Raw genomic sequence first — 22,419 nt, 5'->3', positions numbered from 1 at the left:
AGTGGAGTAGATTTTACCCAAATTCCTGGTTTTGATGCCCTCACAGTACAAACCCTGCTCTCGGAAGTCGGATTAGACGCTACTCGTTTCCCTACCGTTAAACACTTTTGTTCCTGGTTAGGGTTGTGTCCCGGTTCGAGGATTACCGGCGGTAAAGTCAAAAGTTCTCATACCCGTCAAGTAGTTAATCGAGCTGCCAATGCCTTCCGTTTGGCTGCTCAATCTTTATCTCGTTCTCAATCAGCTTTAGGGGCTTTTTATCGTCGGCTGCGCGCTCGATTGGGTGCTGCTGGAGCCAATACCGCTGCTGCTCACAAGCTAGCCCGCATCTTCTATCATCTTTGGAGTACCAAAACCGCTTATGCTGATTCAGGGGCCGACTATTACGAACAGAAATATCGACAACGGATCGTCTCTAAGCTGGAGAAAACTGCGGAGTCTTTTGGGTTTGAGCTAGTTGCTAAAACTCCGCAGTTAGATTGAGTTTCTTAGGAGGACTTTAGCTTTGAGGCAGGGGTTTCAACCCCTGTCGGACTGTCGGACTATCGGTTTAATGTTAAGTTGAAACCAATCAACACTGTTGTGTCCCTACAGGCAATATCTTCTTTATCTTGCCCTAAACTACTGGACAGATAGAGATGATGCAAACCAGCGGCGAATTAGCTTTACAAGTTAAAGTAGGGTGCGCCTTCGGCACCTGACAAATTCAAATTAAATTATGCAAAAATTTATCAAAAGTTGCCCGATCGCACATAGCACCTTGAGCACCCACTTTAGTTGTGCACAAAGCGCCCGCTGCTGCGCCCCACCGCACCGCCTCTGACAAGGACAGACCGGCATCTAATGCAGAGGCCAAACCGCCGTTAAAAGCATCGCCAGCAGCCACAGTGTCGATCGCCTCCACAGCAAAAGCCGGTACAAAAAAGGTTTCATCCGCAGTAACAGCAACAGCCCCGCGATCGCCCAATTTGACAATAACATTCTTGACCCCACGCTCCTGCAAGTGTTTGGCAGCTACAATCGCTGTTTCCGTGTCATTCACCCGAAAACCGACTAACTGGCCCGCTTCCACTTCATTCGGCGTCATAATGTCAATTAGCGGATAAAGTTCCAGTGGCAAATCCGCCCTCGCCGGTGCTGGATCGAGAATAACTCGCACCCCCGCTTGACGAGCAGTTTTCGCAGCTTTTTGGACAACTTCCAGGGGAATTTCTAACTGTAACAGCAAAGATGTAGCTGCTGTTAACAGTTTTTTGAGACGTTCTATATCTGCTTCACCGACATTGTTATTCGCCCCCGGAATCACAATAATATTATTTTGACCTGTCTCGTCTACCGCGATAATTGCCACTCCTGAATGAGTGTTTTGGTCTATTAATACATTGTCTGTACTTAAACCATAAGATTGTAAATTAGTCAATAATTCTTCAGCAAATTTGTCGTTGCCGACGCGACCGATGATGTGGGTGGAAGTGCCGAGACGGGCGGCCGCGACGGCTTGATTTGCTCCTTTGCCGCCGCCTGCCGTGAAAAAATTGCTACCGATGATAGTTTCCCCTGGCTGTGGCAACCGGGGAGTTTTTGCTGCTAGGTCGATGTTGATACTGCCGAATACGATGATACTCATAATTTAAATTGGGAATTGGGCGGAGCGAAGCGGAGGGATGGGGCATGGGGCATTGGGCATTGGGCATTATAGAATTGGGAATTGGTAATGGGTAGCAACTCGCAAATAACCCATAACGAATAGACATCTCCCATAATTATCGTGGAACAGGCAGGATGCCTGTTCAAAATCTGCTTTTTAGGAGAAGTCTAATAACAACAAATAACAAATAACAACAGCCAACAGCTAACAGTCAACTGTCAACTGTCAACCGCCAACAACCAACAGTTAACAACCAACGGCCATCAAACGTGCTAGAACAGTTATGGTCTCCACAGGTCAATTCAATGGCTGCAATTACTCTCGATCGCAATCCCTGTGTCCTGCTAGTTGAAACAGACGAAGTTCTCGCCGGACACTTGAGTCTCGACTTAAAATCCTCCGGCTACGAACCGGTAGTGGCTTCTAATACCGCCACAGGCCAACATTTAGCTCATGAATTGCAGCCAGCTTTGATTGTAATCGATCGCATACTTGGCGCTGAGTCGGGGCTGTCACTGTGTTCTCACCTCAGAAGTATTGGCAATCGGGCGCCGGTGCTGCTATTGGTCGGTCGTGATACAGTTGACGATCGCGTAGCTTGTCTGGAAGCTGGTGCGGATGATTATTTTCTTAAACCTTACCGCACTGAGGAGTTTTTGCAGTTGGTGCGCTTGTATTTGCAGCCGGATAACAGCAGCAACGAACAATTGAGGTTTGGCGATTTAGTTTTGGATTTGGCCTCTAGGCGGGCCTTACGCAATGGACGGGCGATCGACCTGACGATGAAGGAATATGAGCTGCTAAAGTATTTGATGGAACATCCCCGCGAGGTTTTGACTCGCGAACAAATTCTGGAAAATGTTTGGGGTTACGACTTTTTGGGTGAGTCGAATGTGATTGAGGTTTACATCCGCTATCTGCGGCTCAAAATTGAAGATGAGGGCGAAAAGCGCTTGATTCAGACGGTGCGCGGTGTTGGCTATGTGATGCGGGAAGCTTGAAGAAGTCATCAGTCATTAGTCATCAGTCAGTTGTCAGTTGTCAGTTGTCAGTTGTCATCACTCAACGCAGTCAACAGTCAACAGTCAACAATCTAAAATCATTATGAATTATTTAACTAATTTGCTCGGTATTGGAGTAAGTATATTTTTGCTGGGATGTTCGCCGACTTTACCGATCGCGAATGCTGGTGCTACTGGTATTTTGGCCTCGCAGTCTCCGACGGCGATAACATCGGGTCAAGTGCTGCCTGTTTCTGCTAGAGCTCGGATAGGCGATCGCCCAATCGAACTCGAAGTGGCGAAAACACCGGAACAGCAGGCTATGGGTTTAATGTACAGAACTTCTTTGCCGGATGACAGAGGAATGCTGTTTGAGTTTAAACCGGCGCGGCGGGTCAATTTTTGGATGAAAAATTGCAAGATTTCTCTGGATATGATTTTTCTGCGAGATGGGGTGGTTGAGGCGATCGAAGTTTCTGCACCTCCTTGTACTGAAGATCCTTGTCCTACCTACGGGCCCGATACAGTTGTCGATCGAGTTATTGAACTCCGGGGCGGGCGGGCTGCTGAACTCGGTGTCAAAAAGGGCGATCGTATTGAAATCGAGTTTTTCGACTAAAACTTCGGACTGTTTCCGTAAAATCTGCAGACAGACACAATCCCCCGGTTTCCATCGCCCAGAGAGCCCCCTGCCTTCGCAGGGCTGTTTCATTCTCTTGTAGGGGCAGCCCCCCGTGGCTGCCCCCATGTGCCAAACGCCTGTGCAGTCGTCTGTGGCGGGGTAGGCACGGGGGGGTAGGCACGGGGAGTAGGGGTAGCACTACCCCTACAGAGTCAAAATTCATGTTTTTGGTGAGAATGAAACAGCCCTGCCTGCCTTCGGAATACCCAAGAAAATTTAGAAACTTTACAAAAATTGATAAAATCTATTAGAATATTAATGTAACATTCAGTACAAACACCCAAACATTTGCTACGATGTCGATCTCAGTCAGTCAGGACTTGAGCTTGTTTCCCGAAGCTGTAGATGGTTGGTCGCAGGTATCAGACGGGTCAGCGACTCGTTACCAATCCTGAGAGACGATACTCAGCCTCAAGGTGTAGCAAAACGAAAAGAAATTCTCTGGAAGTTCTGGCGATCGAGCTAAATCTACTAAACCTATCTAAAGTAATATGCTACGAGCCAAGTTAATTGGCGGGAATTGGCAAACTTAACTTGTGGTAGCAGTTTCGGGTTAGATCGAAATATCTAACTAATTTTGCCGAAGTAGATTTGCGGATTCTGCATTTCGGCAGATGAAGTTAAACTCTGAACCTGGTTTAGTAGTTTTAGGTAGCAGAATTTATTCTGATTCGCGCTGCAGAGATGCCGAGGTATTCAGTTTAGGTTCGATCGCGATTACCAGTCGATCGGGCAGACATCAGCCAAATTGCAAAACCTTTCACTTTTTGGGAAAGGTTAGCTTGTGCGCTCGCACTCAGCATTACGTTTGGCAGTTCAACCGCTAATAGCGTTTTAAAACCTATCGACGGTAACAAGACAAATTTAAAACTGGCTTATTACTCATCAAAAACATCAGGTTCACATCAGAAAATGGTGTCCTATACTTAGAGGTGAAATCACATGGCACCCGCTACATACACTAGATTAATTCGATTTTTACAAGAAGATTTGGCAATTTCGCCCGCGTCAATTGCTGTCGCAGAACGTGTCGGCGATAACAAACAGCGGCATCGCGATCGAGACCCGAATTCCTTGCCGATGGTTCTGTGGCAATACGGTTTAGTCACTCTCGAACAGTTGGATAAAATCTTTGATTGGTTATCCGAAGCATATTAAAAGGATTTTAGATTTTAGAGAGTATCAAAAATCTAAAATCCTTTAACAACTGAGATTAGGATTCAGCCAAGAATTTGGCAGCAGCGGCAACGCCGGCACCAGGAGTGTAGCCTTCATGACCCAATTCGCTCAGCACAACTTCTAAAGAGGAAATTGCTGCTAGAATATCGCGATCGCACACAAAGCCCAAATGACCGATTCGGAAGATTTTACCTTTCAAATGGTCTTGTCCGTCGGCGAGAGCAATGTCAAATCTCTTTCTCATCAAAGTCCGCACTTTTTGAGCATCTACGGATTCTGGCGGCATAACCGAAGTAATCGCAGGGCTGGCGGCATCGTCAGCAGCAAACAACGGCAAACCTAAAGCTTTTACAGCAGCGCGAGTAGTTGTCATCAACCGTTTGTGCCGCGCGAAAACATTTTCCAACCCTTCTGTTTTCATCATCTGCAGCGATGCTTGCAGGGCAAAAAACATATTGACAGGGGGAGTAAAAGGAGTGGTATTTTTGGCAGCGTCTTTGCTATATTTGCCCAAATCCAAATAATAGCGGGGCAGTTTTGCAGTTTTGTAAGCTTCCCAAGCTTTGGGACTGACGGCCACAAAACCCAAACCTGGAGGAATCATGTAAGCTTTCTGAGAACCCGAAGCAATGACATCGATTCCCCAAGCGTCCATCGGAATATTGACAGCGCCTAAGCTAGTGACAGCATCAACCATAATTAAAGCTTCACCGTGGGCTTTAACGTGGCGGTTGATGGTTTCGAGGTCGTTGAGGACGCCGGTAGAGGTTTCCGAGTGCGTGATGATGACAGCTTTGATTTGCTTCTCTGTATCTGCTTCGAGTTTTTCGCGGAAGTTTTCGGGGTCTAAGGGTTGGCCCCACTCGGCTTTAATAATTTCGGCGTTTAAACCGTAAGCTTCGGCGACTTCAGCCCAGCGTTCGCCAAATTTGCCGTTGGTGCCGACTAAAACTCGATCGCCCGCACTCAAGAAATTAATTATCCCAGCTTCCATCGCGCCGGTACCAGAAACCGTTAAACTCAGCACGTCACTTTTAGTTTGGTGCAGCCATTTGAGGTTTTCGGTACATTCTGCAAAAATCGCGTCAAATTCCTTGCTGCGGTGGCCCATCGGGTGTTTTGCCATCGCTAACAATGCCGCTTCAGGCACCGGCGTCGGGCCGGGAATCATCAGCATTAATTTGTTGTCCATGATATTGTCCTAAGTTTTTCGGTGGGAGTTATATAGAATAAATCAAATACGATCCGTCACGTCGCTACTCTAACTTTTTTAACTTTTAACTCCCTTGTGGTTAATTTCATTTAGAGACCAGCGGTGTTCTACCGCTAAGTTCGATCGCTCGCAGCTTTGTTCTAATTGCTTTTGAATGGCAAGGGCTTTACGCAGTGTAATAATAAGTTGGTGCACTTGTTGCTGCTGCGGCGATTGTGGACTGACAGCAAACATCGTTTTGCGCTCTAACAATTGAAGTAGCAATTCATAATGAATGTACGAAGGAAGGGGGATTGGCTCCATGAAAGCTAATATACCTCAGCGAACCGATACCCCATTGCAATTGCATGAGGCATCACGGTGAACATTAGATGCCCGATTTTTTATTTGTTTTCTAACCGTACAATAACCCCTGCTTTGCCGATCGAATATTCGGGGCTGGGTGCGTTGGACACGCTAAATCTTGCGATCGACAGGCTTACAGAATAGATTTAATTGCTTTCTGGCAAAATATTTCTATGCAATATAGCTTTCAGTGCTATTTCTTTTTTACAGTAGCGCTTGAGTCGATGCAGGCTAGAAATTCTCATTATTTACCTACTTAATCACTTTTTATCAGAATTAAGGGTGCTTTGTCAAGCGGTCTCGCCTTTCACAGGCTGGGAGGGCGATCGGCCAGCGAGGCTAAAGCGGCGCCCGGATCGGGCTGTTTGACCAGAGATTCGCCGATGAGGACGGCTTCTGCTCCGGCGCTGGCAACTTTAGCTAGGTCGTCGGGAGTGTGGATTCCTGACTCGCTGACGATGAGGATGCCTTTTGCTTGAATTTCGGTTTGGCGATCGGCTAATAGTTGACCGGTTGTTTCTAGGCTGACGGAAAAGTCTGCTAGGTTGCGGTTGTTGATGCCGATTAGGTTGACGCCTTCTAGGGTTAATACTCGATCGAGTTCTTCGAGAGTGTGAACTTCTATTAAAGCTGTCATGCCCAATGTCTTGACAATTTTCACAAAGTATTGTAAGTCTTTGTCAGATAGAATAGCTGCGATTAAAAGTACAGCATCGGCACCGTGAATGCGGGCGAGATAAATTTGGTAGGGATAGATAATAAACTCTTTGCAAAGTAAGGGTAAATCGACGGCGGCACGGATTTTAGCGAGGTTGTCAAAGCTGCCTTGAAAGAACTTTTCATCGGTGAGTACGGAGATGCAACTGGCGCCGTTTTGTTGGTAAGCTAGGGCGATCGCCACCGGGTCGAAATCTTCGCGAATTACGCCTTTGCTGGGGGAAGCTTTTTTAACTTCGGCGATGATAGCGGGTGTGGTTTTGCCGTTTTTAAGGGCGGCAAGAAAGTCGCGGATGGGCGGTGCAAACGGGAGTTTTTTGTGAAGATCGGCTAACGGGGTGCGATCGCGCTTTTGGGCTACTTCAGCTTCTTTTTCCCAGACGATTTCTTCGAGGATGTGCTGAGGTTCGGCGTCGGGTACGGCGATTTGGTAGCTGAGGTAGAGTACGGAGACGGATGTACTGGGGGGACGGCGACGGATTTGAAGCATGATAGGGGGATAAAGGGCGATCGTAACAAGTTTCAACGGAGATATTGCATCATTCTTCATAGTGGAACAGGCATCTTGCCTGTTCTTGAAGGGCGGGCAGGATGCCCAACCCCTACTCCCCACAAAAGAACTTTCTCTTTGTGGAACAGGCATCTTGCCTGTTCTTGAAGGGCGGGCAGGATGCCCAACCCCTACTCCCCACAAAAGAACTTTCTCTTTGTGGAACAGGCATCTTGCCTGTTCTTGAGAATGCTGCAAAATTTCACTCTCAACTTATTCTATAATAGAAGTCTCTATCTGGCAATTTCTCAACCGATTTTTAAGAGCGTATTTACCATAGAATTAGGGCAAGTGTTATTAAAAAATCAAATTGTTAAACTGATTGTTTTTGCTGAAAAAAGTGAGGCAATACTTCAATGGATACCCGATTGAGATACCAAGAAATTATCAAAAGCATACTTCAGGAACACGCTAAATACCGCAATACTATACCTGACGGCTATCATTCTCAACTGTTATTTGATGATGAACGAGGAGGATATTTAGTTTTGGATATAGGTTGGAATGATGACAATTACCTTCACGCCACACCAATCCACATCAATTTAATCGGCGATAAAATCTGGATTCAATATGATGATACTGAAGAAGGAGTGGCGACTGATTTATTGGCTGCAGGTGTTCCTAAAGAAGATATTGTACTCGGTTTTAGGCATCCTCAAGTGCGACAATATACTGAATTTGGAACTGGTTTGAGCGACAAAGATGAAGAAAATTTTGCTGAATCTGCTGTGCGATCTGCCTAAGTAGAGTACGGAGACGGATGTGCTGGGGGGACGACGGCGGATTTGAAGCATGATAAGGGGATAAAGGGCGATCGTAACAAGTTTCTATTATATAAGGTCGATCGCCCTTTTCCATTTATGATAAAATGCGATTAACTAAGTATTCGGAGATTAACCGATGCAACTAGAAGAATATTTTGAATTTCTCGACCCCGATGACATCCGCATCAAAGGACATCGGATCGGCATTGACGATGTAATTAAATATTACTTGGATGGATATTCGCCCGACCAAATTCTGGAAGAATTACCAAGTTTGAATTTAGAGAAAATTTACGCAACGCTAACTTATTATCTGCAAAATCGGAGGCAGATGGATGCTTATATGTTGCGGCTGGCGAAGTGGCGGGAAGAACGCTATCAGGAATGGTTGGCTAAGGAACCTTCTGATGTAGTAAAGCGTGTAAGAGCAATCAAAGCACAGCGAGAACAGGAGTTACTTCTACTCAAGTGAAAATTCGTTTTTTACTCGATGAAAATTTGCCGCCTAAGCTTAAAAGTGCTGTCTTAAAACTCCAGCCGGAGATAGATATTTTGCGGGTGGGCGACGCAAATGCACCGCCATTAGGAACCCTCGATCCAGAAATGATCAGCTATTTGGAATCATCGCAAAGGCTATTGGTAACGGATAACCGCAAAAGTATTCCTGGACATTTGGAGGAATATTGGGCAACGGGAGGACAAATTTGGGGACTGTTTTGGGTGCGTCCAAGTGCAAGTTTAGGCAGATGGGCAGAAGAAATTGTGATAGTTTGGGAGACTTCGGAAGCTGAAGAATGGATTGATAAATTGGATTGGATTCCATTATAAAAAAATGTTGATAAAGTGCGTGAAGCTTAGCTATCCTGTAGGGAATCGCACATTTTGCCGCCAAAATCCCTTCGCTAACCCGCAAGTCCGCCGGGGGTTGAAAACCCCCGTCTCATAGCAAAAGTCCTCTAAAAGAGGACTGAAAAGCCAATTCAATAAACAAAGGTCGATCGCGCATTCCCAAATTTTACCAAAAGGTCGATCGCACATTTCTAAGTTCAAGATAATTCGCTGACAGTCTGAGGTTGGGCTGTTCTGGCTTTTGCCTGTTTCAGGGCACTTAACAAGCGATCGGCGTTTTTGGGCGATCGCAGCAGGTGTAATGTCTCCAATAAGCTTGCCAACTCGTCAGCGGCAATTAAGGCTACGTTTTCGCCGTCTTTGCGGGTGATGATGATGGCATCGCGATCGCTGATGACTTGTTCGCACAGTTCATCAAGATTCGCCAGAGCTTCAGTATAGGTTACTTGGGTTTGTGTGAGTGACATGGTTTTTGGCTTCCCAATACTAAGGATATTATAAGGGCGATCGGGCTTCTTTTTCTATGTTTGGGCGGGAATAGTTAGTTTTGACATACTCTTTTAGTATCGGGCAAAGGGTAAAAAATGTGCGATCGCCCTCCGGGATTTTCTCAATTAATGAACGCCGTCCCAAGGATTGCATCACTTGCAAAAAGTGCGATCGAGATAATTGCAGATTCTCTGGCACTTTTGAGAGGGAAACTGGCGCGGTTTCACTCGCTAGCCATGACATTACCTGTTTTTCTGACTCGGATAAGCGATTAAATGGCTGATGCAGTAAAGATTCTAAATCACCTAAAAATAGTGTATCCTCCGACAAAAATTCCGATAGGCTGCCGTTAAACAAATCTTGAATCATTGTAGCAACTATTTTTAACCACAAGGGATTGCCTCTGTATTGTTCAATTAGTTCGGAAAATTTTGCATCTTCAGTTAAACCTTTTTCTCTAAGGATTTCCCCCGCTTCAGCACCTAAACCATTGAGTTGTAATGAGCGAATGGGCTGGTTTTTGCCTTCTAATGCGGCGATTTCTCTGGGTTTTTCCGAACCTATCAGGATTAAGCAACTGTTGTGAGATAATTCTCCTACCTGTCTGAAGAGTGTGCCGTAATCTTCATATCCAGGTTGGTAATTGCCAGCGAGTTGTCCGCTGCTATTTACAATTTGTACGTCATCGAGTATCAGCAGACAGCGGTATTTTTGCAAGTAGTTCAGTAGGGGCAAACCCCCCGTGGTTGCCCCTTCTTCTGGGGAGGGGGCGGGCACGGGGGCGCCGCCCCTACCGAAGGCGGGCACGCCGTCGGCGTTTGGGGCGGGCACGGGGGCGCCGCCCCTACAGAAGAATTGAATTATATTTTTTTGAAGTATTGACAGGGGTGGAGATGTGGCGAGACTTCGCCAGATGATGAAATCAAATTCATGTTTGATTTGTTCTACTAGGTGTACGGCGAGTGCGGTTTTGCCAATGCCGACTATGCCTAGTATGGCGAGTAGGCGGGTGTTTTCTTGTAGAATCCACTCTTTGAGGGTGGTGAGTTCGGATGTGCGATCGTAGAAAATGCCAGACTTAGGCATTTCAGCTAAGAATTGACGCACTTTGGGTTCAGTGTTGTCTTTATTGAGAACTTCTTCATCAATTGGTGATGAGGCTTTTGGAGAATGTGAACTATTTTCACAGAAGTTGACTTCACCAATTTGTACAATATCTTTATTAAAGTTCCAGAGATTTGAGAATTTTACTTGCTCCAATCTGACTCTAAAATTTGCCTTATTGACTTCTTCGCCTAATACTTCTGATAGTAGCTTCCATAATTCAGAGGCAATATCTTTAATGTGACCTTCACTACAGTGAAATTGATCGGCTATTTTTGAGTATTTCTGACCTTGTAAAGTTCCCCGCAGTATCACCTCTTGCAGATTGTCTAAGTGTTTTCCCGTATTGATAAAAACTAGGTCGTCGGCAAGTTTTAAGACTTCTTGAACGTCCATAGGTCGGTGGTGTAGGAGTTTTACCTACTATATCCTACTTTATCCGACTTTTTCTGGTCTGACCTACTTTATCCGGCTTTATCCGACTTAATAAGCTAAAAGAAATATTCAAATCCCCTACTTGTTCCGACTTTTACCGACTGTACAAAACGGAAGAATTACGAAAAAATAATATTTACATCAGGCATTCATTAAGTTTATTTCAACATAAATAATCTTGCTTCAGATGATGGCTATCGCTTTAGTTTAGTTAAATTTCTAACATTTATGAATACTTACCCAGTGATTTTGTATCCACTTTCTATTGAGAAAGCTTTGGTAAGCTTACCTCCAGTACCAGAACCACCAAAAGTTTTTCCTCCGCCAATACTTCAACTACTACCTAAGCCAGAAGAACCAGAAGTTTTTATTGAATCACCTCCTGTCAGGATAAAATTAATTCCATTATTTCTTTCTGAACTAGGAGTATCTATAATCAGTGCCTTAGTTGGTAGTGCTAGTAATAGCCTTGGAGCCGGATGGACTTTTTTTATAATGTTAACATTAGGAGTGTTTTGGTTTGGTTATACCCAGGTTGAAAGCTATCCTATCAGACTTAGCCAATATCGGGAAGAACTAGCAGCTTACCAGGAAAAACGAAAGAGTTATCCTAAAATTATTAAAGACTGGGAACAATCCATACATCAAGAGAAAATTAAACATAAGAAGTTGCTTGCTGAAGGGGAACGTCAAAAGCAAGACTTAGAAAGAATCTACCAACAGGAAGTTGAAAACTTACGAAATCCCCAAAAAGTCAGTGATTGGAGGATGGAGGCTTGTCAACAAGCATTTTTATCACTTAAACCCCAAAAGTTTGACATAGAACCAGCAGAAGACAGAAGAGGATTCACAGAATACCCTGATAATTGTCGATTTCCTAACCTGCTCAGAAACTATTTTGGTGATGATAAAATATTCATCTTAAAAATGGTAGTGTCTTACACACCAGATTTTGCCTATGTTGATCCTGAAAACAACTGGTTTTCAATAGATATTGAAATAGATGAACCATACACCCCACGCCAATATCCTAGGAATTATCCGTTGATACCAACTCATTGTATAGGTCAAGACGATAACCGTAACTACTTTTTTCAAAAGCGTGACTGGTATGTAATTCGTTTTAGCGAAAGACAGGTATTTCTTTATCCTGAAAGTTGCTGCAAAGGGATAGCTAAAATAATTTATGAAATTACAGGTGACGAATCAGTTTTTAGGCGGTTTGATAAGATTCCCGACTTACAGCCAGAACCATTGTGGACAAACTCTGATTCCATCAATAAAGCCGAAAGGCAAGAGAGATTAAATTATAGGGTCGGAACACTAAATGAATGAAGATGCCTCTCAATCAGAGAAATGCTGGAAAACGAAATGCTGAAAAGAGCTAAAAGGGATTGAAGTGCGATTGCTCTTTGGTATAATCAAAGAATCCCGATCGCACACAACCCAATGGAATCTCTACCCCATAATTGGGATGAAATCGCTAAAATCTTAGCACCTATTGATATAAATCGCCTCGCCACCCAACATTTAGAATCCTGTAATTACAAAATAAGAGGTTACTGGGATAGCAATAATAAGTTTTATGAAGAAATAGCTTTCATTCATCCAATCTATGCTGAGTTAATCGGTCGATCGATCGGCACGAATATCATCAACAAGCATTCCACTTCTCACTGGATTAAACTTAAATTTTTACTCAAAGCCGATTTATCTGCGGTTGAAAACAACCTGGTTAGCGATGATGGCGATGATGAAATTGGCGAACTGACTCTGATTTTAGATGCCAATCTCAAAATTATTGATGAAAACTGGTCGCTCGATATCGAATCCCCTTTTGTGGTTGCCAAAATTCAGCCAGATTTGCAGCCATTCTGCCTAAAGTGCGTGAAGGGTAGCTATCCCGTCGGGAATCGCACTTTCACTTAAATCTTAACCGCTGTCGGCGATTTAATTTCCATCGCCTGCAACGCTCTCGATGCCGCCTCAACTACGCTTGTCCACTCATAACATTTAATATACTCCTCATCAGAAGCTTCTGTCCCCAACGCCTCAAAAACTAAGTCTATAGCCTGACAAACTGCTGAGATCAAACGGGCTTCTTTTTCATCTTCAATAATTACTCCGATCGCCGCATCAGGGTTTTCGGCCAACACAGTATCGTCGTAAAGAAAATGAACCGCCTCATCAAAACTGTCGCACTCAATACCGGGCGGATAATCGTTTTCTAGCCAAACTTTATGTTGATATTCTCTATATGCCAAACTTCGGAGAGTTTCTAATAACTCCTCTCTCATTTTCGGATACTTTACCATACAATTTTCTCCTTTACTAAGGTGCGTACCATGTTTGCCACTGCAACCATTCATCTAAAGGGATGTGAGCTTCTGTGGGATTGTTTTTGATGCTACCTGCAATGGGTTGACCATTTTTACCGATAACTTGACCGTCTTTTCTAAGAATAACGTGGTCTACCTGCTGAGAAGGAAAACTGCTATCTGCATCCCCTTTGTCAATCCTTACACCATTTCCCTGATTTGTTGGATCTCGCCACCGCCAACCTGGTTTCTTTTTGTTTGGCTGTGCATCGCCCCAGGATTCGGGTATTTTCTGGCTAGCTGCTTCTGGAAATGTCCAATCTTGACTTGAAATCACCTCGCACCTGGTTTATGCTTAATCCTGTTCCTAGACAGCAATTTTAGCACAGAGGATATATCGACCTTAAATAATTTATCACAAATATGAGTATTAACGATAAACTCAAGACCATCCTAACTCAGTTACGATCGCACTTCGAGCAACTTTACGGCGATCGCCTCACCCAAATGGTGCTCTACGGTTCCCAAGCGCGAGGCGACGCACGCCCAGACTCTGACATTGATGTTTTAGTCGTCCTCAAAGGACAAGTCAATCCCGGCGAAGAAATCAAAAGAACTAGCCACATTCGAGCCGATTTGTCACTCCAAAATGATGAAGTTATTAGCTGTCTGTTTATGGACGAACAGCGATTTCTACACTACAATGGGCCTTTGTTGAGGAATATTCGTAAAGAGGGAATAGCTTTATGAAACCAGAACAATTAGACTTGCTCCTGAAAGCTCGTCAAAGTCTATCGGCGGCAAAGCTATTACTAAATAATGGTTTCCCAGACTATGCAGCATCTCGCGCTTATTATGCCATGTTTTACATTGCTGAAGCATTTTTAGATGGCGAAGGAATGTCATTTTCCAGTCATGCCGCAGTAATTGGAGCTTTTGGCCGAGAATTTGCCCGGACAGGAAGAGTTCCTGCTGAGTTTCACCGATTCTTAATCGATGCTCAAGACTTGCGAAATAGTGGGGATTACGGGGGACTTGATACTGTCACTGTCGAGCAAGCTGCGGAGCAAATTAACTGCGGCGAGCAATTTCTAGAATTAGCCCAAAATGCGATCGGCACTCTACCGCCAGTCTAAATAACTGCGCTCGCAATTTCATCTCCTTTAGCTTCCTCCACCATCAAAGCAAACTCCCGCAGATTTTTCACAGCAAAGTATCCGCCCTCTTTGACAAAATCGCCGCCGCAAGTGACGGGAATTCTTTCCTGATAAGCTTCCCGTGCCAAATTGAAATCATTTTCTTTCAATTCGAGATAGATTTTCTGCAACTTACCCACAACAAATCCCATCATCGCAACCTTACCAAATTTCTCCCCTTCTTCCCGATCGACTTTCACAACAAATCCCTGAATCTCAGTATTGTCTAACGAAGTAATTAAATCGCTTAAAATCTCTAACTGAGAACTATTTTCTGACACTTCCAGCGTCTTGATAGCATCTCCCATCCTAGCGGGATAATCCGCAAACTCCCGCGTCAAAGGTAGCCCGATATCAAACACATCTCCTGCATCATTTTTTTTGACCCAAATCGCTCCTTTATTGTCGTAAATTCGGCTTTGTTCGTGCCAGCCTTTTTTTTGTAAATATGCTATAATTACATTCACATCTAAACTTTTGAAAACTTCCAAATCCCGTACAGTTACTTTCATGGGAAACCTCCTTTGCTAATACGCTGCATAATTGACTCAAGAGCCTGTGGAGTAAAGTGATTCCGGCGGGGCAATTCAACAGTAATGCGATTTATATTTCTAGTTTCAGGCATTCCCCGCAGCGATACCCAATAGGCACAATGTCTAAGCAACATTTCCTGTTCTGACTGTTGTATCCATTCCCCTATATTTTCCGGTACTAAAACGACAACCAGCAGGCGGGGAATAAAGGCAGTGACTCTCAAGTCGTTGTAATTTTTGACATTGAGCGGATATCGCACAGATTCAGCATCGAGTACATCTCTTGAAGTACATTTTAACTGCAATTCGAGGCGGTGCGGTTGCATTGGATCGCTGCCGATCGCCTTGATACAGAGATCCACGCTATCATAATCATTCTCAGGTTGATCTACAGAACAGCCGGCCACTGCCGCCACAGCACGGACATAAGCCTTGCTAAATAATTCTTTGCGTTGATTCAGTTCCATTTAAACACAATTCTCAAAAACGGGCGGCCACGATCGCACATTGGTGTCAACAAACACGTCAAACATAGTACCAGTCTTTTGTTGCTCCGATAGGCTTTCGATCCCCCCTAGCCCCCCTTAACAAGGGGGGGATAAGAGCATTCAAGCCCCTTTTAAAAAGGGGTGAAATGGATTTCAAAGTCAACCCCTACTCCCCTTCTTAAGGGGAATTTAGGGGGATCTAGACTGGAATGCAAACGAGTTTTCTCAAGGGTTTAGACTTAAGTTGACACTAATCGAGACACTGCCCCTACAGATTAATGACTACCCGCTCCAGCAGCCCGTTTGAAAGCCTCATCCAACACTTCCGAAAGCGTCGGGTGAGTGTGAACGCGGAATGCTAAAGTGTTCACAGAATCGCGCTGGGCGATCGCATTTGCCGCCTCCTGAATTAAATCCGCAGCGTGCAAACCGAAAATGTGAACTCCCAACAACTCCCCAGTATCCTTCCGGTAAATCACCTTAGCCATACCGTCGGTTTCACCCTCCGCAATAGCCTTAGAATTTCCCTTAAAATAACTCTTGACAGAACCGACCTCAAACCCTTCAGTTTTTCCTAACTCTTTGGCCGCAGGTTCAGTCATCCCCACATAGCTAATTTCCGGGTGAGTAAACGCCGCCGCCGGGATACTCAAATAGTCAACTTCGCGGGCACGGCCACAAATATTTTCCACTGCGGCAATTCCCTGAGCAGACGCAGAATGCGCTAACATCATCTTGCCATTAACATCGCCGATCGCCCACAAATTTTGCACCGGTTCTCCCGCCGCCAAAACCTGCATCTTATCGTTAACTGGGATATAACCGCGCATCGTTTCCACGCCAACAGTTTCTAACCCCAAATTCTTGCTCACCGGAACTCGGCCAGTTGCTACCAAACAAGCATCTACTTCCAAAACTTCGACAACTTCCTTAGTTTTGAAATCAGCTAATTCAATAATGACCGGCGAACCCGGAGTAATCTTCTTCGCCAAAACACCTACTTTTGTTTCAATATCGCGGGGTGCAATTAAGACTCGTTCTGCTAACTTAGCAATATCCGGGTCAAAAGTCGGCATCAATTGGTCTAAAGCTTCAATCATCGTAATTTCGCAGCCCAGGGCTGTGTAAATATCCGAAAACTCCAAACCGATATAACCGCTGCCAATAATTGCAATCCACTTCGGCAGCGATTCCAACCTGACAGCATCATCGCTGGTAAAAACAGTTTTGCCATCAATTTCTATCCCAGGGGGGACGAAGGGAATCGAACCGGGAGCGAGAATAATATCCTTGGCGGTAATAGTTTTCTCGCCTTTATCGGTTTCCACGGTAATTTTTTGAGCACTGGCAATTTTGCCCCAACCTTGGATGACATCCACGTTCAAACGTTTGAGGCTGTTGGTCAAGTCGCCACGAAGTTTGCTAACAATAGTATTAGCGTGATTGGCGATCGCCCCGCGATCGAAATCCACACTCCCCAACTGAATGCCCAAAGTCTTCAGGTGGTGGGCATTCCGCAAATCTCGCACCCGCCCGGAAGCCGCCAACAGCGCCTTCGAGGGAATGCAGCCGCGGTTGACGCAAGTCCCCCCCATGTCCCCTGCTTCGATAATTGCCACTTTCAGCCCGCAGCTAACCGCGTGTATGGCCGCGCCGTGTCCGCCCACGCCCGCGCCGATAATTGCTAAATCGTAATCAAATCCCTGAGTCACCTTAAAATCTCCTAATGCCTTTGAAATCTTAGGACTCAAGCAAAAAACACCGTATTTCCGTCCTTTCGAGCTGGCGCGTTCCCATCGCAACCCTTGAACAGCGGTAATAGTTGCATAAGTCCTGTTTCCTTATTCTCGACTAGACTAGGGTTAATTAGACAACGAAAGAGCCCTAACTGAGATTTTTTCAGGGTCGATGATTTTGAGCTGGGTCTACACAAAGTCTCAAATCACTCAGTAGGCGGGTGTAGAGTTAAATATAGTTTGAAGGCTGACAATGCCCGCAGCAGGTTTTATATGGGGCAGCAAGTTCAGCCACAGGCATTCCCATCGCCCGGTTAAATTCTGTCCTCCTGCTTGTTTTAGTCGGTTTTCATGTCTAATATCTGCACGCGCCGGGGCGGACAGACTTTGTTGGCAAATTTTAGACCCTATGGAGTGGCTTATGACGGATGACGACGACCAGAAAGATTTACGCCGGGCCTCGGCTCAATCATTTTTTGAGTCCCTGGATGAATTGTTCGATTCTATAGAATCGAACAGCACTCAAGCTGCACAACCTAAATCTCCACCGCCTCCGGCTAAGTCTTCGAGTCAGTCTTCGAGTTTGCCGAAGAAGACTAGACCTGCGAAAATTAATTTGTCGGATTTTGAAGATGCGATCGCCGATTTGGAACAGTTTATCCAGAGTAAACACTCCAAACGCCCGGAATCCAATCAATAGTGCGATGACACATTTTCAAGTAATGAGTGTTGACTGTTGACTGTTGACTGTTGACAAGTGTAAAATTTTAGATTAATGTTTACGCTCCCAGATGAATCTGTGGAGTCAATTTTTAATGTCAAATTCGGTAGCCTAGGAATTATTCATCTCTCTGTTCTCTGACTCTGTGTTCTCTGTGTTCTCTGCGGTTTAATCAGGCCAAAGCAACCAGAATTGATATCAATCTAAAATCTAAAATCTAAAATCTAATAGCATAGAAATGATTCATCTCTCTGTTCTCTGACTCTGTGTTCTCTGTGTCCTCTGCGGTTTAATCATTCCAAAGCAACCAGAATTTATATCAATTCCCAATCTAAAATCGACGGGCTGTTAACGGTGCTTTCGGCTTAACCTGCTTAGGTTGCACCTAAAAAACATTCACATTTTCTTGAGGATTGCTTTACAAGAATCAAGCCAGATAAATTATCTCAATTTACTATTAATAGCCTTATTTTTAGGCTTTGAGTGCTGCGGTAATTGCCTCGATCGCACTTCGATCGCGCGATCGCCGATCGCACTCAAAGGCAACTCCCATTCATCAATATCAATATCATTGCGGAACTTCACCGCAATATCAGCACCGTTAATAATCGCTCCCAACAGCCGCGGCCCAGATTTATGCGACTCGTCCTCCTCAGATTCCAGCAACTGATCCGCAGCCTCAGACAACATACTAGACAAAGTGTAACCAGGCCTCGCCACCAAAATCATACCGTCCGTGTACGGTTCCAGCGTCAGCGCGTCGTTGCACTCGCTCAAAGCCGGAGAATCCACAACCACAAAATCAAAGCGGTTGCGAACATCCTCAAACAATCTCCGCATTTCGCTTGATTCTAGTACGGCGGAGGCTTGTCGCAAAAAGCCGGGACTCGGCACGACGTATAGGTTCTCTACCTCTGGAACCAAAAGGACGCACTCGCTAATATTGCCGTAATAGTGCAAAGGTTCCACCGCCGCCAAAGGATCAGCAGAAATTTTCAAAGATTCAACGTTAGAAGGCGATCGCAAATCTGCTTCAATTAGCAAAGTCCGTTTACCCGATCGAGCCGATGCAATTGCCAAATTGTAAGCACTAAAACTTTTCCCCTCCAAAGGCGCCGCCGAAGTCAACAACACCACCTTCACCGGTTTGTCCCCAATCCGGCGCAAATTAGTACGCAACCGCTCGTAAAATTCCAAATAGGGAGAATTGGCCTCCAGGGCCAAAGGCATTTCATCGGCGTAGGAATCAAACACCGTCACTTCAGGCAAAACTCCCAGTATCGGCACCTCTTTTTCCACCAAAGCCGCCCGCACTTCTTCCCAACTGTAAAACTTGCCGTTGAGCATCCCCAACAAAAATATCAACCCCCCGCCCAGCAGCAATCCCACAAATCCGCCCACCGCCAGCATCACGGGCAAACCTCTCTTGTTTGACTCAACGTCATCAGTTTTGGGAGGGTGGGCGATTGTCAAACTCCCCGTTGTCTCAGCTACCGCCGCCTCAGCATCTACCAAAGCCGACTGCATCTTATCGTAGAGAGCTTTTTTGAACGCCACTTGCTGGGCTAACCGCGCTTGTTCTAACTGCTTGTTGGGGATTGTCGCGTGTTCCCGACGCAATTCTTGTTCAGTTTTCTCGATTCCTTGGAGTTGCTGTTGCACAGTATCCCGCTGCGTTTGCAAAGCAATCAAACTTTGAGCTAACTGCTGTCTGGCCGGATCTAAAGAAGAGTCTACCCGAATTCGAGCGGCACTTCTGAGCGGAGCCGCCACCCCGTTACCGCCGAGTACCTCAGATTGCCGCTGCTGCAACTGCTGCTCAAAAGCTTGTTTTTGTTTGAGCAATTCTACTATTTTCGGGTGTTCCTCCTGCAAGTCGCTGCGGAGAATTTTGAGCTGAGATTCGATCGAAAACAATTGCACTCGCAGTTGGGCAATAATTGGATCGGCAGAGAGTGCTTGAGCGACGTAAGCTTGCTCCACATTCAATCCCAAGCGATCCTGCAAACTGTTAATTTGAGCTTCTATTCCTCCCAACTGCACGCGGAGTTGCCGCTGCTGCTGTTGGCTGTTGGTAATCGCTAGCGGCAAAGCACCGCTCTGAGCTGCTAAAATTGAAGTTCCTTCTCGTTTTTCGTAGGCTTCAAGTTTTGCTTCCGTCTCTCTAAGTTCCTGAGTTACTTTCGGCAAACGCTCGTTAATTTGGGCGATCGTCTCACGCAGTCTAGAAGTATTAATAGTTTTGCTGCGAGCCACCATTTCGATCATCAGCGCCTCTAGTACCACTTCTGCTTTTTTGCGATCGGCATTTTTGTACAATACTTGAATCAAAGCGCTGGGGTCATTATTCTTACTTGGCATCTTTATCTGCACGTCTTTCCCCAGCTTTTCAGCCAAAGCTTGTATTTTTTCTTTCGCTTCTTTTTTGTTTAATTTTTCTTCGGGTTTGATGAGTTTTTCTGCTGCTGCTTCAACCACCCTTCTATCCAGCAGCATATCTTTAGTTATTTCTTGTCCTTCCTGTTGAATTTTAGTAGTAGTCGATGAAAAAATCACCTTCGGCCTGTCGTAGCCCAGCGTACCTACAGCAACGTAAACGGGCCGCGGAGTTGGCTGCAAAGCAACTACTCCCGACACCCCCACAGTCACCGCGAGAGTAGCCAGTCCCACCCACTTGTATTGGTCGAAAGCAATTAAATAACGTTTAACAACGGATAAAGTCATGACGATTTTAGATTTTAGATTTTAGATTTTAGATTGCTAATTGTTAACGATAACTAATGATTGCTGACTAATTCTACAAATCCCCCAAAAACCTTAGAACTTTCGGTCTGCGAGCTAAACCCATATTGCATAAGTCATTCCCCATCTCAAATCGAAAATCGAAAATCGAAAATCAAAAATAGTATGACTACCTATCATTACGTGACGGGCCGAACAAATCTGTTACTCCATTTCTCAACTGCTCAAAGAACAGAATAAATCCCAAAGTATCGCGGAATGGTCGAGTAAAAGTGTTTAGTACATAACCAATGCGCTCTACCAAATTCCTACCAATAACAATCACATCATTATCTTCGAGCATCGGGTTCTGAGAAACATTGCCCTCCAAAGCAGCTTTAGCATCTATCGAACGGTTGATTGTTCTACCTTGCTTTTCGTCGAACCGAATCAGGGCTATTTTCCGCAAGTCAGCAAGATTAACAGGCAAGTTGTTGAGAGCATCCAAAAACCTGCTGCCATTTTCAACGTAGAACGAGGTCAAACCACCACTAGCGTAACTCAAAACTCGAACGTAGATCCTGGGCTTAATCAGAGTAGACCGCGAAACCAGAGCTTTGTCGTAGTCTAGGTTTTTGGTACTAGCGTCCAATTCCGGGATGACAATCACATCTCCCGATGCCAAAGGAAAATCGAACAAATCGTTACCGTTTGCGAGGGGAGTGTAGAGGTCGATTGGTTCCTCCACAGACGAGCCGTCCATCAGCGTCCGCCGCACTCGCACCTCCCGCAAATCGGCTTTTCCCGTGACTCCCCCCGCAGTCACCAAAGCAGCCGAAATTCGACCAGAACCCGCCGGAAGCGTGTAAAAACCCGGTTTGCTGACTTCTCCGGTGACAGTGACTTGGACGGGGACAGCAGCAGCAGCGAGGCTGTACCTGGATGCTAAATCTTGATCCGATTTGCGATCGGGCGTAACCTGTTTATACGGTACGACGATCGCATCTCCATCTTCCAAACGCAAATCCGGTGGAGCAATACCAGTTTGCAACGGTGTCAAAATATCAACAACTTGCTCCGCGACATCACCGGACGGCAGAGTCCGCCGCACCCGCACCCCTCGCAGTTGGGCCGTAGGATTAGTCCCAGCAGCAGCAGCCAAAGCCGCAGGAAGCTGGGGGGTTTGCAGCGGATAAAAACCCGGTCTGGCCACTTCCCCCGTCACCGTCACCACTACGGGGCGCTGAACCAGCAAAGCAGCCGAGACTTGAGGATTTTTGATAAATTGGCCAAAGCGCTCGCGGAGGCGCTGCTGTGATTCTTCGACAGTAAGACCACGCACATTTACTGTTCCGATTAGCGGCAGTACAATTACCCCTTCAGGGCTGATTGCACCTGTAAAACCTAGCTCTGGGAAGCGCTGAACTTGAACAGAAATCTGGTCTCCCGGGCCCAGGCGGTAGGGCCGATTCCGAAAAGCTGGGTTAATATCCCGGTTGAAATTGGCAGGCGGCGGTGGCGGTACACGCAATGGCGGTGGCGCCACGAGTCGCTCGTCTCTTGGAACAACAGGTTGAGCTAAAGCCGTTTCCGAAAAATTTTTGCTATTAAAACCCCAGAATACAGCAGCAAAAGATAGAGTCCAAGCAGTTGAATGCAGACCTGCCAAGCCAAAAGCGAGGCGATTTTTAATAGTGGATTTTTCCCGCATTTTCCGAGGATTTAAC

27 protein-coding genes are annotated in these 22,419 nt (G+C 45.5%); 14 read left to right on the top strand and 13 right to left on the bottom strand.

The window, feature by feature from the left end; all coding sequences use genetic code 11:
• A partial coding sequence (locus QT992_RS19030) for a transposase (RefSeq protein WP_333336571.1) occupies positions 1–483 on the top strand: 483 nt, incomplete at its 5' end.
• A gap of 223 nt (positions 484–706) precedes the next feature.
• Here the strand turns inward: QT992_RS19030 and rbsK are convergent.
• Entirely contained in the window at positions 707–1,627 is a 921-nt protein-coding gene (rbsK, locus tag QT992_RS19025) for a ribokinase (protein ID WP_333318642.1), read from the bottom strand.
• A 326-nt stretch (positions 1,628–1,953) separates the two neighbouring features.
• Between rbsK and nblR the strand changes: the two genes are divergently transcribed.
• From nblR to QT992_RS19005, 4 genes are all read left to right on the top strand, one after another.
• Positions 1,954–2,649, top strand: coding sequence for a response regulator transcription factor NblR (nblR, locus tag QT992_RS19020; protein ID WP_333318640.1), 696 nt, complete (start codon positions 1,954–1,956; stop codon positions 2,647–2,649).
• Between the two features lie 103 nt (positions 2,650–2,752).
• Complete coding sequence (locus QT992_RS19015; protein ID WP_333318638.1) at positions 2,753–3,268, top strand: DUF192 domain-containing protein; 516 nt, start codon at positions 2,753–2,755, stop codon at positions 3,266–3,268.
• Between the two features lie 677 nt (positions 3,269–3,945).
• On the top strand, positions 3,946–4,158 hold the full coding sequence (locus tag QT992_RS19010) for a hypothetical protein (RefSeq protein ID WP_333318636.1): 213 nt from the start codon (positions 3,946–3,948) through the stop codon (positions 4,156–4,158).
• A gap of 115 nt (positions 4,159–4,273) precedes the next feature.
• Positions 4,274–4,489: a DUF2949 domain-containing protein gene (locus QT992_RS19005; protein ID WP_333318634.1), complete on the top strand. Its 216-nt coding sequence runs from the start codon at positions 4,274–4,276 to the stop codon at positions 4,487–4,489.
• A 55-nt stretch (positions 4,490–4,544) separates the two neighbouring features.
• Here the strand turns inward: QT992_RS19005 and QT992_RS19000 are convergent, their stop codons facing one another.
• The 3 genes from QT992_RS19000 to trpC form a co-directional block, all read right to left on the bottom strand.
• Positions 4,545–5,702 carry an alanine--glyoxylate aminotransferase family protein gene (locus QT992_RS19000; RefSeq protein ID WP_333141592.1) on the bottom strand — a complete coding sequence of 386 codons (1,158 nt, stop codon included), beginning with the start codon at positions 5,700–5,702 and terminating at the stop codon, positions 4,545–4,547.
• Positions 5,703–5,780: 78 nt separating this feature from the next.
• Positions 5,781–6,026 carry a DUF5340 domain-containing protein gene (locus tag QT992_RS18995; RefSeq protein ID WP_041623669.1) on the bottom strand — a complete coding sequence of 82 codons (246 nt, stop codon included), beginning with the start codon at positions 6,024–6,026 and terminating at the stop codon, positions 5,781–5,783.
• Between the two features lie 349 nt (positions 6,027–6,375).
• The gene (trpC, locus tag QT992_RS18990) at positions 6,376–7,275 is read right to left on the bottom strand and encodes an indole-3-glycerol phosphate synthase TrpC (protein WP_333318632.1); all 900 of its coding nucleotides are present in this window, start codon (positions 7,273–7,275) and stop codon (positions 6,376–6,378) included.
• Positions 7,276–7,455: 180 nt separating this feature from the next.
• On the opposite strand from trpC, the gene QT992_RS18985 reads away from it, so the two are divergent.
• The 4 genes from QT992_RS18985 (at position 7,456) to QT992_RS18970 (ending at position 8,930) form a co-directional block, all read left to right on the top strand.
• Positions 7,456–7,707: an element excision factor XisH family protein gene (locus tag QT992_RS18985; protein ID WP_333336568.1), complete on the top strand. Its 252-nt coding sequence runs from the start codon at positions 7,456–7,458 to the stop codon at positions 7,705–7,707.
• On the top strand, positions 7,692–8,081 hold the full coding sequence (locus tag QT992_RS18980; protein WP_333318630.1) for a XisI protein: 390 nt from the start codon (positions 7,692–7,694) through the stop codon (positions 8,079–8,081). The genes QT992_RS18985 and QT992_RS18980 overlap by 16 nt, the downstream gene beginning before the upstream one ends.
• Before the next feature lie 157 nt (positions 8,082–8,238).
• Positions 8,239–8,574, top strand: coding sequence for a DUF433 domain-containing protein (locus tag QT992_RS18975; protein WP_333336566.1), 336 nt, complete (start codon positions 8,239–8,241; stop codon positions 8,572–8,574).
• Positions 8,571–8,930, top strand: a complete 360-nt coding sequence (locus QT992_RS18970; RefSeq protein WP_333336564.1) for a DUF5615 family PIN-like protein — start codon at positions 8,571–8,573, stop codon at positions 8,928–8,930. The genes QT992_RS18975 and QT992_RS18970 overlap by 4 nt, the downstream gene beginning before the upstream one ends.
• 218 nt (positions 8,931–9,148) lie before the next feature.
• Here the strand turns inward: QT992_RS18970 and QT992_RS18965 are convergent, their stop codons facing one another.
• Positions 9,149–9,418 (bottom strand): type II toxin-antitoxin system Phd/YefM family antitoxin, encoded by a 270-nt coding sequence (locus QT992_RS18965; RefSeq protein WP_333318628.1) that lies wholly within the window; start codon positions 9,416–9,418, stop codon positions 9,149–9,151.
• Between the two features lie 28 nt (positions 9,419–9,446).
• Positions 9,447–10,940: an NB-ARC domain-containing protein gene (locus tag QT992_RS18960; protein WP_333377504.1), complete on the bottom strand. Its 1,494-nt coding sequence runs from the start codon at positions 10,938–10,940 to the stop codon at positions 9,447–9,449.
• 267 nt (positions 10,941–11,207) lie between these two features.
• Between QT992_RS18960 and QT992_RS18955 the strand changes: the two genes are divergently transcribed.
• Both QT992_RS18955 and QT992_RS18950 read left to right on the top strand, forming a co-directional pair.
• Positions 11,208–12,314, top strand: coding sequence for a hypothetical protein (locus tag QT992_RS18955; protein WP_333377501.1), 1,107 nt, complete (start codon positions 11,208–11,210; stop codon positions 12,312–12,314).
• A 114-nt stretch (positions 12,315–12,428) separates the two neighbouring features.
• Entirely contained in the window at positions 12,429–12,908 is a 480-nt protein-coding gene (locus QT992_RS18950; protein WP_333377498.1) for a hypothetical protein, read from the top strand.
• Here the strand turns inward: QT992_RS18950 and QT992_RS18945 are convergent.
• Both QT992_RS18945 and QT992_RS18940 read right to left on the bottom strand, forming a co-directional pair.
• Complete coding sequence (locus QT992_RS18945) at positions 12,905–13,294, bottom strand: SCO4402 family protein (protein WP_333377495.1); 390 nt, start codon at positions 13,292–13,294, stop codon at positions 12,905–12,907. The genes QT992_RS18950 and QT992_RS18945 overlap by 4 nt on opposite strands.
• 16 nt (positions 13,295–13,310) lie before the next feature.
• Positions 13,311–13,634, bottom strand: coding sequence for a hypothetical protein (locus QT992_RS18940; protein ID WP_333318619.1), 324 nt, complete (start codon positions 13,632–13,634; stop codon positions 13,311–13,313).
• Between the two features lie 86 nt (positions 13,635–13,720).
• Between QT992_RS18940 and QT992_RS18935 the strand changes: the two genes are divergently transcribed.
• Both QT992_RS18935 and QT992_RS18930 read left to right on the top strand, forming a co-directional pair.
• Positions 13,721–14,047 (top strand): nucleotidyltransferase domain-containing protein, encoded by a 327-nt coding sequence (locus QT992_RS18935; RefSeq protein WP_333377492.1) that lies wholly within the window; start codon positions 13,721–13,723, stop codon positions 14,045–14,047.
• Positions 14,044–14,433, top strand: coding sequence for a HEPN domain-containing protein (locus QT992_RS18930; RefSeq protein WP_333336556.1), 390 nt, complete (start codon positions 14,044–14,046; stop codon positions 14,431–14,433). The genes QT992_RS18935 and QT992_RS18930 overlap by 4 nt, the downstream gene beginning before the upstream one ends.
• Here QT992_RS18930 and QT992_RS18925 read toward each other — a convergent pair.
• The 3 genes from QT992_RS18925 to lpdA all read right to left on the bottom strand — a co-directional run bounded on the left by QT992_RS18925 (position 14,430) and on the right by lpdA (position 17,226).
• The gene (locus tag QT992_RS18925; RefSeq protein ID WP_333336554.1) at positions 14,430–15,005 is read right to left on the bottom strand and encodes a hypothetical protein; all 576 of its coding nucleotides are present in this window, start codon (positions 15,003–15,005) and stop codon (positions 14,430–14,432) included. The genes QT992_RS18930 and QT992_RS18925 overlap by 4 nt on opposite strands.
• Positions 15,002–15,493, bottom strand: coding sequence for a DUF4365 domain-containing protein (locus QT992_RS18920; protein ID WP_333336552.1), 492 nt, complete (start codon positions 15,491–15,493; stop codon positions 15,002–15,004). The genes QT992_RS18925 and QT992_RS18920 overlap by 4 nt, the downstream gene beginning before the upstream one ends.
• A 296-nt stretch (positions 15,494–15,789) precedes the next feature.
• Complete coding sequence (lpdA, locus tag QT992_RS18915; RefSeq protein WP_333141562.1) at positions 15,790–17,226, bottom strand: dihydrolipoyl dehydrogenase; 1,437 nt, start codon at positions 17,224–17,226, stop codon at positions 15,790–15,792.
• 433 nt (positions 17,227–17,659) lie between these two features.
• Between lpdA and QT992_RS18910 the strand changes: the two genes are divergently transcribed.
• Positions 17,660–17,950 (top strand): hypothetical protein, encoded by a 291-nt coding sequence (locus QT992_RS18910; protein WP_333318608.1) that lies wholly within the window; start codon positions 17,660–17,662, stop codon positions 17,948–17,950.
• Between the two features lie 462 nt (positions 17,951–18,412).
• Here the strand turns inward: QT992_RS18910 and QT992_RS18905 are convergent, their stop codons facing one another.
• Positions 18,413–20,695, bottom strand: a complete 2,283-nt coding sequence (locus tag QT992_RS18905; protein WP_333377487.1) for a lipopolysaccharide biosynthesis — start codon at positions 20,693–20,695, stop codon at positions 18,413–18,415.
• A gap of 187 nt (positions 20,696–20,882) precedes the next feature.
• Positions 20,883–22,403, bottom strand: coding sequence for a polysaccharide biosynthesis/export family protein (locus tag QT992_RS18900; protein WP_333318604.1), 1,521 nt, complete (start codon positions 22,401–22,403; stop codon positions 20,883–20,885).
• Between the last annotated feature and the right edge of the window lie 16 nt (positions 22,404–22,419).

Source organism: Microcoleus sp. T3_D1 (genome assembly GCF_036700405.1).
In the GTDB taxonomy this organism is placed as follows: domain Bacteria; phylum Cyanobacteriota; class Cyanobacteriia; order Cyanobacteriales; family Microcoleaceae; genus Microcoleus.
Note: the sequence above shows the minus strand (reverse complement) of the source record. Positions and strands in the feature narration are given on the sequence as shown.

Excerpts from the sequence above, each read along its gene's own strand:
- QT992_RS19010 (WP_333318636.1), top strand. The coding sequence starts at position 3,946 with ATGAAGTTAAACTCTGAACCTGGTTTAGTAGTTTTAGGTAGCAGAATT.
- rbsK (WP_333318642.1), bottom strand. The coding sequence starts at position 1,627 with ATGAGTATCATCGTATTCGGCAGTATCAACATCGACCTAGCAGCAAAA.
- QT992_RS18955 (WP_333377501.1), top strand. The coding sequence starts at position 11,208 with ATGAATACTTACCCAGTGATTTTGTATCCACTTTCTATTGAGAAAGCT.
- QT992_RS19000 (WP_333141592.1), bottom strand. The coding sequence starts at position 5,702 with ATGGACAACAAATTAATGCTGATGATTCCCGGCCCGACGCCGGTGCCT.
- QT992_RS18965 (WP_333318628.1), bottom strand. The coding sequence starts at position 9,418 with ATGTCACTCACACAAACCCAAGTAACCTATACTGAAGCTCTGGCGAAT.
- QT992_RS19005 (WP_333318634.1), top strand. The coding sequence starts at position 4,274 with ATGGCACCCGCTACATACACTAGATTAATTCGATTTTTACAAGAAGAT.
- QT992_RS18985 (WP_333336568.1), top strand. The coding sequence starts at position 7,456 with ATGCCCAACCCCTACTCCCCACAAAAGAACTTTCTCTTTGTGGAACAG.
- QT992_RS18900 (WP_333318604.1), bottom strand. The coding sequence starts at position 22,403 with ATGCGGGAAAAATCCACTATTAAAAATCGCCTCGCTTTTGGCTTGGCA.
- QT992_RS18975 (WP_333336566.1), top strand. The coding sequence starts at position 8,239 with ATGCAACTAGAAGAATATTTTGAATTTCTCGACCCCGATGACATCCGC.
- nblR (WP_333318640.1), top strand. The coding sequence starts at position 1,954 with ATGGCTGCAATTACTCTCGATCGCAATCCCTGTGTCCTGCTAGTTGAA.
- QT992_RS18910 (WP_333318608.1), top strand. The coding sequence starts at position 17,660 with ATGGAGTGGCTTATGACGGATGACGACGACCAGAAAGATTTACGCCGG.
- QT992_RS18925 (WP_333336554.1), bottom strand. The coding sequence starts at position 15,005 with ATGAAAGTAACTGTACGGGATTTGGAAGTTTTCAAAAGTTTAGATGTG.
- QT992_RS18920 (WP_333336552.1), bottom strand. The coding sequence starts at position 15,493 with ATGGAACTGAATCAACGCAAAGAATTATTTAGCAAGGCTTATGTCCGT.
- QT992_RS18995 (WP_041623669.1), bottom strand. The coding sequence starts at position 6,026 with ATGGAGCCAATCCCCCTTCCTTCGTACATTCATTATGAATTGCTACTT.
- QT992_RS18950 (WP_333377498.1), top strand. The coding sequence starts at position 12,429 with ATGGAATCTCTACCCCATAATTGGGATGAAATCGCTAAAATCTTAGCA.
- trpC (WP_333318632.1), bottom strand. The coding sequence starts at position 7,275 with ATGCTTCAAATCCGTCGCCGTCCCCCCAGTACATCCGTCTCCGTACTC.
- QT992_RS19015 (WP_333318638.1), top strand. The coding sequence starts at position 2,753 with ATGAATTATTTAACTAATTTGCTCGGTATTGGAGTAAGTATATTTTTG.
- QT992_RS18905 (WP_333377487.1), bottom strand. The coding sequence starts at position 20,695 with ATGACTTTATCCGTTGTTAAACGTTATTTAATTGCTTTCGACCAATAC.
- QT992_RS18960 (WP_333377504.1), bottom strand. The coding sequence starts at position 10,940 with ATGGACGTTCAAGAAGTCTTAAAACTTGCCGACGACCTAGTTTTTATC.
- QT992_RS18980 (WP_333318630.1), top strand. The coding sequence starts at position 7,692 with ATGGATACCCGATTGAGATACCAAGAAATTATCAAAAGCATACTTCAG.
- QT992_RS18930 (WP_333336556.1), top strand. The coding sequence starts at position 14,044 with ATGAAACCAGAACAATTAGACTTGCTCCTGAAAGCTCGTCAAAGTCTA.
- QT992_RS18935 (WP_333377492.1), top strand. The coding sequence starts at position 13,721 with ATGAGTATTAACGATAAACTCAAGACCATCCTAACTCAGTTACGATCG.
- QT992_RS18945 (WP_333377495.1), bottom strand. The coding sequence starts at position 13,294 with ATGGTAAAGTATCCGAAAATGAGAGAGGAGTTATTAGAAACTCTCCGA.